Origin of the sequence: Actinokineospora inagensis DSM 44258 (assembly GCF_000482865.1) — a bacterium.
Lineage (GTDB): Bacteria > Actinomycetota > Actinomycetes > Mycobacteriales > Pseudonocardiaceae > Actinokineospora > Actinokineospora inagensis.
This window is the reverse complement of sequence record NZ_AXWW01000100.1, coordinates 1-8,828: the sequence shown is the minus strand read 5'-3', so window position 1 is coordinate 8,828 and position 8,828 is coordinate 1. Positions and strand designations below refer to the sequence as shown.

Here is an 8,828-nt window from a genome sequence, read left to right as displayed (position 1 = left end):
CAGCTCGGAGATGATGTTGGTGGCCAGGGTCGCCGACGGGGTGGTCCCCGGGGCGTACGGCTCGCGCATGGCGTGCACCGGGGCGTCGTCGACGGCCTCGCCGATGGCCTCCAGCCACGACTTGAACGCGTAGTGGTGCTGGACCTCCTGGTAGCCCCACACGACCGCGAAGGTGGAGAAGTCGTAGTCGTCGACGAACTCGTTGAGGAAGCCGTGCACCGCGGCGATCACGTTGGACTCGCCCATGACGCCGCTCTTGGCCATCGCGACGTGCTCCGGCCGGACCTTGTCCTTGTCGACGGCGGTGAAGTCGATGTCCTTGAGCTGCCAGTGGACCCGCTCGTAGTGCGTGAAGACCCCGAAGCTGTGCATTTCCCCTTCTCCCTGTGCTAGCTGAACCTGGCCCTCGACGCGAGCCGCTGGAGCTTGCCGCTGCTGGTGCGCGGGATCGCCTGCGGCGCGGCGATCACCACCCGCACGTCGTCGAGGCCGGTGGCGGCGGCGACCCTGGCGCGCAACCGGTCCCGCAACTGCGGGCTGTCGTCGGCGGCGGACTCCACTACGAGCACCATGTGCGCGCCCGTGTCGGAGTCGTCGAGGTAGGCGACGCAGCGGCGGCGGAACACGTCCGGGTCGGTGCGCACGGCGGCCTCGACGTCCTCGGGGTAGTAGTTGTCGCCGCGGACGATCATCATTTCCTTGCGCCGCCCGGTGATGTGCAGCGCGCCGTCGGCGGTGTAGCCCAGGTCGCCGGTGCGCAGCCAGCCGTCGGCGGTGAACGGCTGGTCGCCGGTGAGGTACCCGGGGGTCACCAGCGCGCCCTTGATCTCCACCTCGCCGACGGTCCGGTCGCCGAGCAGCACGCCGCTGTCCGGGTCGGCGACCCGCACGGCCATCCGGGCCACCGGCTGACCCACCGACACGATGCCGCGCGCGACCGGGGACCCGCGGTCGATGGGAATGGCGCGACCGGTTTCCGCCAGCCGGGCGCGGTCCACCCAGTCGACCCGGGGTGGCTCGCCGATCCGGGAGAAGGTGATCGGCAGGGTCGACTCGGCCATCCCGTAGACCGGGAACATCGTCTCCGGGCGGAACCCGGCCGGGGCGAAGTGCGCCAGGAACCCGGCCAGCGTGTCGGCGGCGATCGGCTCGGCGCCGTTGAACGCGACCCGCCACCGGCTCAGGTCGTACTCGGCGGGGTCCGCCACCGCGCGCATCAGCGCGTCGTAGGCGAAGTTCGGCATCGGGATGGCGGTGACGCCGACCTCGGTCATCTCCCGCAGCCAGCGGGCCGGGTCCTTGACGAAGGTGGACGGCGGCCAGACGGTCAGCGGGATCGGGTGGTAGATCCCGGCCAGGGTGCCGAACAGGCCCATGTCGTGGAAGAACGGCAGCCACGAGCCCGCGACGTCGTCGTCGGTCAGCGCGATGCCCTCGACGATGGCGGCCAGGCAGGCGTCCACGTTGCCGTGGGTGAGCCGCACGCCCTTGGGGACCGAGGTGCTGCCGGAGGTGAACTGGACGATCAGGTCCTGGTCGGCGCCCGGTCCGCTGTCCGACGGCGGTCGGGTGGAGTAGTCGTGCAGGTCCCCGGTGGAGATCTGGGTGATCCCGTCCAGCGCGTTGCCCAGCACGGATCGCAGGCGGGTCAACCGTTCCGACAGCACGACGGTGCGCAGGCCGGACGCGGTGACGATCGCGGAGATCTTCGCCTGGTAGCCGTCGCGGGCCGTGGTGGGCAGCGGCAGCGGGCACGCGCACGCGCCGAGCACGCCCAGTCCGATGAGCACGCGGTAGAAGTCGGCCTCGTTCTGGCACAGCAGCCCGATCCGGTCACCCGGCCGCACGCCCGCGCGGAGCAGGGAGCCCGCGACCGAGTACGACTGCTCGACCAGGTCGTCCAACCGCACGGTCGTGCGGTCGACCCGGAAGGACACCGGGGTGTCCGGCCGCCGCCCGGCCGCCGCGGCGAGCGCATCGTGCAGGGTCCCCGGCTCAGCCACACCGACCTCCGAACGCGGCGAGCGCCACCGCGACCCGGTGGGCGTCGGGATCGGCGGTCGCCGGGTCGTCCGCCGGGGTGAACGACCACCGGTCACCGGCCGACCCGGACGTCCACACCGTCGGTGTCCACACCCGCACCGTCACCGCCGGGGCGATGTCGGCGCGGACGGTCAGCGCGCAATGGCGGTCACCCAGATCCACCGTCCGGGTGAGGAAGCCGCCGCCGAACGGCCAGTCCACAGAGGACCATTCGGCGGTCACGTCGCCCGCGAAGCCGATCGACCGCAGCCCGGCGCGCAGTCCCCGCCGGACCGCCTTCGCCGCGCTCTCCTTGGCCGTCCACAGTGCTCGGGCGGACAGATCACCGTCGCGCGTGGCGCGAGACCGGTCGCGCGCGGCGCAGAACCGCGCGGCGACCTCGCGCAATTCGGCCTCCGGCGCGTCCTCCACATCGACCCCGCACGTCGCGTCGGACCCGGCCACCACGAGGAAATCCCGGTCGTGGCTGGCGTTCACCGTCCCGCCGACCGCGCGGGAGAGCACCCGCGCCGCCTCCGCCTTGGTCCGCCGGGCACCCCGGGTCCGGCCCGCGATCTCCGCGCGGTCGGCATCGGGCAACTCCGCGGTGGCGGTGCCGCGCACCCGGTCCAGGGCGCGCAGGGACACGACGTGCACCGAGACGGTCGAGCCACCGGCAGCGGTCATGAGGTGCTCGCCCGCAACACGGACAACCCGCGGAACTGCAGGTTGTCCGCGCGCCAGTGCAACTGCTCCGGTTCGGTCAGCACCAGGTCCGGGATGCGGGTGGTCAGCTCGGTGAGGGCGATCTTGCCCTCCAACCGGGACAGCCCGGCTCCGATGCAGAAGTGCACGCCCAAACCCAGCCCGACGTGGCCGCTGGCGTCGCGGGTCACGTCCAACCGGTCCGGGTCGGCGTACCGCTCCGGATCCCGGTTGGCCGCGCCCCGCATGAGGTAAGCGAGCTGGCCCTCGCGCAGCTTCTTGCCCCGCAGCTCCACATCCCCGGTCAGCAGCCGGTGGGTGAGCTGCACCGGGCCGTCGTAGCGGATGACCTCCTCCACCGCGCCCGGGATCAGCGCGGGGTCCCGTTTGATCAGTTCCCACTGGTCGCGGCGGGTCAGCAGCCCGGCGAGGCCGTTGCCCAGCATGTCGATGGTGGTCTCGAAGGACGCGGTGATCAGCAGCAGCAGGTTGGACACGAGCTCGTCGGCGTCCATCCGGTCACCGTCGTCGTCGGCGGTGACCAACCTGGACACGAGGTCGTCGCGCGGGTCGGCCCGGCGCCGCTCCATGATCTCGGTCAGGTAGTCGATCATCTCCTGCAGCGCCACCGCCGCGTCCTGCACGCCACCGAGCTCCGGCGACGCCCCGAGGAACACCTTGATCGCGTCGCACCAGTCGGTGACCATCCTGGCGTCCGCGGGCGGCAGTCCGTAGAGGCCGCAGATCACCAGCGCGGGCACCGGGAAGCAGAAGTCGGCCATCAGGTCGAACTCGCCGCGTGCCACCGCCGCGTCCACCAGGTCGTCCACGATGCCCTGGATCATCGGCTCCAGCAGCCGCACCGCGCGCGGGGTGAACCCCTGGTTCATCAGCTTGCGCATCCGGGTGTGCTGCGGCGGGTCGATCATCCACATCCAGTGCGCGGCCAGTTCCAGGAACCGGGCCACCGCGGGGGAGGGGTCCGCGCCGCCGCGCTGGGCGACCAGCAGCTCCATCCGGCGCGAGGAGAACGTTCCGTGGTCGCGCAGCGCGGCCGAGACGTCGTCGTGCCGGGTCAGCACCCAGCCGCCGAGCTGCTCGTTGAAGTGCACCGGGTCGGTCGAACGCAGGTGCGCGTAAGTGGGGTACGGGTCGCAGAGCACGTCGTGCGTGAGCAGGCTGACCCCGCCAACCGGATCCGTCATGGTGCGCCTTCTCCGATATCGACGATTCGTGGTTGGCAGGCGGGCGCGAGCGTGCCGATTCCTCGGCCCGCTCGGTTGTTTGGCCCCCATTCGCCGTTTGCCCGCCCAGTGAACACGACGCCCAGTCGAGTACGCAAGGAATTGTCATCGGGAAAAACCGGAACGCACCAATCCGGCCCGCGGCTGTGGACAGCACCTCCGCGCGTGCGGTACGCGCGCGCGAGAAATCGAGCGGTTCGCCGTACGACGGAGGTTTCGCCCATTCAGTCCAACAGTTTCGCCGTTCCGGTCCCGCGCAGTACCTCGCCCGCGGTAGTTGACACGACAACGGTGAACGCGAGTTCCGCGTTGTCAAGGGAATCGACGGTGATCTCCGTGGTGATGTCGTCGCCGACGAACACGGGAGCGATGAACCGGAGGTCGAGTCCGGTCACGTGCACGCCGTCCTCGGCGAGCAGCGGGGTGCCGGACAGCGTCAACAGGCCCTGGGCGACCTGGCGGCCCGCCATGCCGGAGATGTGGTGCGCGCCGAAGTCGCCGGTCAGCCGCGCGCAGGCGGCGATGTCGGCCTCGGTCACGGTGCGCAGCGCACGCAGCGCGGTGCCCGTCGCGAGGTCGGTCGTCCCGGTCATCTCAGGTCCTCCCACTCACACCGCCGGGTTGGTCGACATCCGGTCGACCGCCGTTCAGCCCAGCAACACGACGCCTTTGCTCTCCCCGGATACAACAACCTCGGCCGAACTCAGGACCCGCGCGTCGAAGGCGATCCGCGTCCCGTTCCCGGTCGGTTCCAGCCGGGTGATCTCCAGTTCCGCGGTGATCGTCTCGCCCACCGCCACCGGGCGGGAGACCGACCACACCATGCGCCCGGAAAGGTAGTTGATGTCCCCACCGAGCTTCGTCAACGGGGCCACGACGAGCAAGGTGGGCAGATAGCGCGGATCGGGCGAATCGGGGTATCCGGAAAGGGCTCGGAATTCCCGCACCTCGGCTGCGGTGTACGTCCGCGTGGTGCGCAGCACATCGCCGACGGTGACCGGCCCTTGCGCGCTCGGTATGGTGGTCCCCACCGATTTCCCTTCCATCGGCCATCCGAATCGAATTCGGTTCGCGGAATCCGGTCCGGCGTGATCACGCTAGCACGTCGCCGGTGGTCGAACAACGGACCGAACCGGCACTTGGTGAGTTGTCCTCAGCGGTTACCGGCTACGGCGGTCGACGCGCCGATCGGGCCGTCCCACCGCGCGGGACGGCCCGATCGCGGGCTGGCCGCCCAACCGCCGCACCAGGTCCGCCGAGGCGTCGGTGCCCCAGGACGCGTGCCGCGCCAAGACCACGTCGAACGCCGCCGGGGTGAACGGGACCGGCGGGCGGGGCGGCGGGGTGGCCTCCGCGGCCCGGTGCGGCCGCCGCTCGTCGGCGGGCGCCGTCTGTTCCCAGAACGCGCTCATCCGGCGATGGTCGAGAAGATGTCGTAGGTCGATTTGTCGAACAACACGAAACGGATGAGCGAGACGCTGTCCGGCGCGTCGGCGACCGCGTCCAGCGCGATCCGCGCGGCCGACTCCACCGGCCAGTGGTAGACCCCGGTGGAGATCGCCGGGAACGCCACCGTCGCCGCGCCGATCTCGGCGGCCACCCGCAGGCTGTTGCGGTGGCAGTCGGCCAGCAGCGCCGACTTGTCCTCTGTGGACGACCACACCGGACCGGCGGTGTGGATCACCCAGCGGGCGGCCAGCCTGCCCGCCGTGGTCGCGACCGCCTGACCGGTCGGCAGGCCGCGCTGGTAGTCGCCCGCGCGCAGCGCCCGGCACTCGGCGACGACCTCCGGCCCGCCGCGGCGGTGGATGGCGCCGTCCACCCCGCCGCCCCCGAGCAGCGACGAGTTCGCCGCGTTCACCAGCGCGTCCACCGCCTGCTCGGTGATGTCGCCCCGGACCAGTTCGATCTTCGCCATGGCCGGGATTGTCGCACCGGCAGGCCGGTTTGTCCTGTCGGGACAGACGCGGACGGCGGGCCGGGACCGGTGGTCCCAGCCCGCCGTCCGCGGGTAGAGCGTGCGGATCAGTACTGGAACTTGGCGACCAGGTCCCGCAGGTGCGCGGAGAGCTGCTCCAGGTCGACCGCGGCCTGCTTGCTGCCGTCGATCTCCTGCGCCGCGGTCTTGGTGGCGTCGGCGACGTGGCCGATGCTGCCCGCGATCTGCGAGCTGCCCGCCGCCGCCTGGGCGATGGTGCGGCTCATCTCGTTGGTGGTGGCGGTCTGCTCCTCCACCGCGGAGGCGATCACCAACTGGTAGTCGTTGATCTTGGCGATGATCTCGGAGATCTCGCCGATCGTGCCGACCGCCTGCGCGGTGTCGGACTGGATGGCCTCGACCCGGCGGGCGATGTCCTCGGTCGCCTTCGCGGTCTCCTGCGCCAGCTCCTTGACCTCGCTCGCCACGACCGCGAAGCCGCGGCCCGCGTCACCGGCCCGAGCGGCCTCGATGGTGGCGTTGAGCGCCAGCAGGTTGGTCTGCTCGGCGATCGAGGTGATGACCTTGACCACGTTGCCGATCTGCGCCGAGGAGTCACCCAGCTTGGCGACCACGTCGGTGGTGGAGGCGGCGACCTCGACCGCGTGCGACGCCACGTTCGCGCCCTCGTTGGCGCTGTGCGCGATCTCCTTGATGGAGGAGCCCAACTCCTCGGCGCCGGTCGCCACGGTCTGCAGGTTCAGCGAGACCTGGTCGGCGGCCGAGGCCACCTGGGTCGCCTGGGTGTTGGCGCCGCTGGTCGAGTCGAGCAGCCGGTCGCTGACCTGCACCAGGCGGGTCGAGTCGGTCTGCAGGGTCTCGGCGGTGGTGGCCAGCGCGGCGACCGCCGAACCGAAGTTCTCCCGCGCCTGGTTGAACGCGGTGCCCAACTGGCCGACCTCGTCGGAACCCTGGACGACGGCGGCCTTGCTCAGGTCACCCTGGGCCATCTGCTTGGCCACGGTGGTGATCTGGCGCAGCGGGCGCACGATCCGCCCCGCGACCAGCAGCGCCAGCGCGATGGCCGCGGCCAGGCCGACGATCATCGACACGAGCACGATGGTCCACGCGGTGTTGTAGGCGGCGGTGCCGTCCGCGGCGGCCCGCTCGGCGCTGGTGCGCTCGATGACGGCCAGCGCGTCGATGCCCTTGTCGATGTTCTGCACCAGGGTGGTGAACTCGTTCATGTCCGAGATCGGGGTGTAGCCCGCCGGGACCGGGTCGCCGTAGCTGATGTCCCGCTCGATGCGGAACTTCTTCTGGTTGGCCAGCAACTCGGCCGCCTTGGCCCTGCCCTCGTCCTCGGTCGTGTGCGCCATGTAGGCGGCGACGGCCTTGTCGATGACGCCGTCCGCCGCGTGCTGCCCGTCCCGGGCGCGCTTCTGGCCCGCCGGGGAGTTGTCGACGTACCACATCACGGCCCAGTGGTTGATGTCGCCCTGCGCGCCCCGGATGTCACCGAGGTCGCTCAGCGCCGCCGCGTTGCCGGTGGCCACCCGGCTGAGCTGGCTGTCCAGATTGGACATCTGGATCATGGCAAGCACACCGATCAACACGGCGATCGCCACGACCGCGCTCAGCGCCGCCAGGATCTTGGTGCGAATCCCCCAGTTCGCGATGAGCTTGCCCAGCCCCCGCGCCTTCTTGATCTCAGTTGCGTTGTCCGCGCTCATCGGTCTACCTCACGCTCGTCGGTGCCGTCTTTCGGCATCACTTGCCACCCGCATTGGAGGTGTCGGCAGCCCTGTGCGCGACCTGAGAGGTTCCCCCCGGCGTGGCTGTGAAGTACGCGCCGACCAGGGTGTTCCCCCAGCAGCAGAACAGTTGCACCTCGGTGGCGACCCCCGTCGATGGCCTCGAATGCTCAGGTACTCGTGCACCCGCCCCTTCAGCGCGCCAAGCACCTACGCACGTGTGGGCACCCCTGCAGACGGCCCGGGTCAGTTGTCCACATCGCTGTTGGCTGTCCCCAGCTTGTCTGTGGCTCTTTCGTCGAGTTGTTGGGCCGGTAGACTGGACCAGGGACGCCCCCCGGGACTGGGTGGGGGCTGGCCGGGAGTCCTGGTATGGAGGTGCGGCTTGAATCGCCGCCGGTCCACTGGCCGGTCGGACTCGTCGGATCGCCCTTGTTCGCAGGTGGCTGGGGTGAGTTGTCCACATGGCTGTTGGCTGTCCCCAGCTTGTTCGTGGCTCTTTCGCCAAGCTGCCAGGCCGGTAGACTGGGCTCGGGGACGCCCCCCGTTACCTTTTTCGTGGCTCCTGACCAGGGAGTTGTGGTCGTCAGGCCCGGCATGACTTACGCCCCCAGTCGAACGCATGATCCCGGGGGGTGGTGTCACCGGGTCTGGTGGCATCGACCGACCGCTGATGGGGACACGGCCACCCGACTGGGCAGGTCTCGTCGTAACGTGGGTGCCGGCGCTCGCTGCTCGACCGGTGACCACCCGCGACGACCGAAGGGCATGATGGATGGGCGACGGTTTCGGAGTGTTCCTCGGCCTGGACGTCGGTAAAGACGCCCACCACGCGGTGGGCCTGGGTCCGGCGGGCAAGAGGCTGCATGACGGGCCTCTGCCCAACAGTGGGTCGAAGCCGCGGGCGTTGTTCGACAAGCTCGCCGCGCAGGGCCCGCCGCTGGTCGTGGTCGACCAGCCAGCCACAATCGGCGCCCTGCCGGTCGCGGTCGCCCGCGCCGCCGGTCACCGGGTGGCCTATCTGCCCGGCCTGGCGATGCGCCGCATCGCCGACCTCCACCCGGGCCGGGCGAAAACCGACGCCCGCGACGCCTTCGTCATCGCCGACGCGCCCCGCATGGGCGAGAAACCGGCACCGCGATCATGGCCGCCCTGGACGAACAGACCGTCGTCGTCCCAGGCACC

At 70.7% G+C, this 8,828-nt stretch carries 9 protein-coding genes and 1 pseudogene; 1 reads left to right on the top strand and 9 read right to left on the bottom strand.

All coding sequences use genetic code 11. The annotated features are described in order from the left end of the window. The 9 genes and pseudogenes from H504_RS0125950 to H504_RS0125910 all read right to left on the bottom strand — a co-directional run. Window positions 1-372 (bottom strand): annotated as a pseudogene (locus H504_RS0125950) (ferritin-like domain-containing protein); the annotation flags it as partial. A gap of 17 nt (window positions 373-389) precedes the next feature. Further along, the gene (locus H504_RS37055; RefSeq protein ID WP_035306181.1) at window positions 390-2,003 is read right to left on the bottom strand and encodes an AMP-binding protein; all 1,614 of its coding nucleotides are present in this window, start codon (window positions 2,001-2,003) and stop codon (window positions 390-392) included. After that, window positions 1,996-2,709, bottom strand: coding sequence for a 4'-phosphopantetheinyl transferase family protein (locus tag H504_RS0125940; RefSeq protein ID WP_026425157.1), 714 nt, complete (start codon window positions 2,707-2,709; stop codon window positions 1,996-1,998). Before H504_RS0125940 ends, H504_RS37055 begins: the two co-directional genes overlap by 8 nt. Beyond that, a complete protein-coding gene (locus H504_RS37050) occupies window positions 2,706-3,932 on the bottom strand; it encodes a cytochrome P450 (protein ID WP_035306179.1) in 1,227 nt (408 codons plus the stop codon). Before H504_RS37050 ends, H504_RS0125940 begins: the two co-directional genes overlap by 4 nt. Before the next feature lie 263 nt (window positions 3,933-4,195). Then, complete coding sequence (locus H504_RS37045) at window positions 4,196-4,564, bottom strand: MaoC family dehydratase (RefSeq protein ID WP_051386281.1); 369 nt, start codon at window positions 4,562-4,564, stop codon at window positions 4,196-4,198. Window positions 4,565-4,618: 54 nt separating this feature from the next. Then, window positions 4,619-5,002, bottom strand: coding sequence for a hotdog family protein (locus H504_RS37040; protein ID WP_157440637.1), 384 nt, complete (start codon window positions 5,000-5,002; stop codon window positions 4,619-4,621). 129 nt (window positions 5,003-5,131) lie between these two features. Continuing rightward, on the bottom strand, window positions 5,132-5,383 hold the full coding sequence (locus H504_RS0125920) for a hypothetical protein (RefSeq protein WP_026425156.1): 252 nt from the start codon (window positions 5,381-5,383) through the stop codon (window positions 5,132-5,134). Continuing rightward, complete coding sequence (locus H504_RS0125915; RefSeq protein WP_026425155.1) at window positions 5,380-5,889, bottom strand: O-acetyl-ADP-ribose deacetylase; 510 nt, start codon at window positions 5,887-5,889, stop codon at window positions 5,380-5,382. The genes H504_RS0125920 and H504_RS0125915 overlap by 4 nt, the downstream gene beginning before the upstream one ends. Before the next feature lie 107 nt (window positions 5,890-5,996). Continuing rightward, the gene (locus H504_RS0125910; RefSeq protein ID WP_026425154.1) at window positions 5,997-7,622 is read right to left on the bottom strand and encodes a methyl-accepting chemotaxis protein; all 1,626 of its coding nucleotides are present in this window, start codon (window positions 7,620-7,622) and stop codon (window positions 5,997-5,999) included. Window positions 7,623-8,418: 796 nt separating this feature from the next. Here H504_RS0125910 and H504_RS0125905 point away from each other — a divergent pair. Further along, window positions 8,419-8,828, top strand: a 410-nt coding sequence (locus H504_RS0125905; protein ID WP_026425153.1) for an IS110 family transposase, incomplete at its 3' end; no start/stop codon positions are given.

Bases quoted from the DNA above. Each gene is read 5' to 3' on its own strand.
- H504_RS0125920 (WP_026425156.1), bottom strand. From the start codon at position 5,383: ATGAGCGCGTTCTGGGAACAGACGGCGCCCGCCGACGAGCGGCGGCCG.
- H504_RS0125910 (WP_026425154.1), bottom strand. From the start codon at position 7,622: ATGAGCGCGGACAACGCAACTGAGATCAAGAAGGCGCGGGGGCTGGGC.
- H504_RS0125940 (WP_026425157.1), bottom strand. From the start codon at position 2,709: ATGACCGCTGCCGGTGGCTCGACCGTCTCGGTGCACGTCGTGTCCCTG.
- H504_RS37050 (WP_035306179.1), bottom strand. From the start codon at position 3,932: ATGACGGATCCGGTTGGCGGGGTCAGCCTGCTCACGCACGACGTGCTC.
- H504_RS0125915 (WP_026425155.1), bottom strand. From the start codon at position 5,889: ATGGCGAAGATCGAACTGGTCCGGGGCGACATCACCGAGCAGGCGGTG.
- H504_RS37045 (WP_051386281.1), bottom strand. From the start codon at position 4,564: ATGACCGGGACGACCGACCTCGCGACGGGCACCGCGCTGCGTGCGCTG.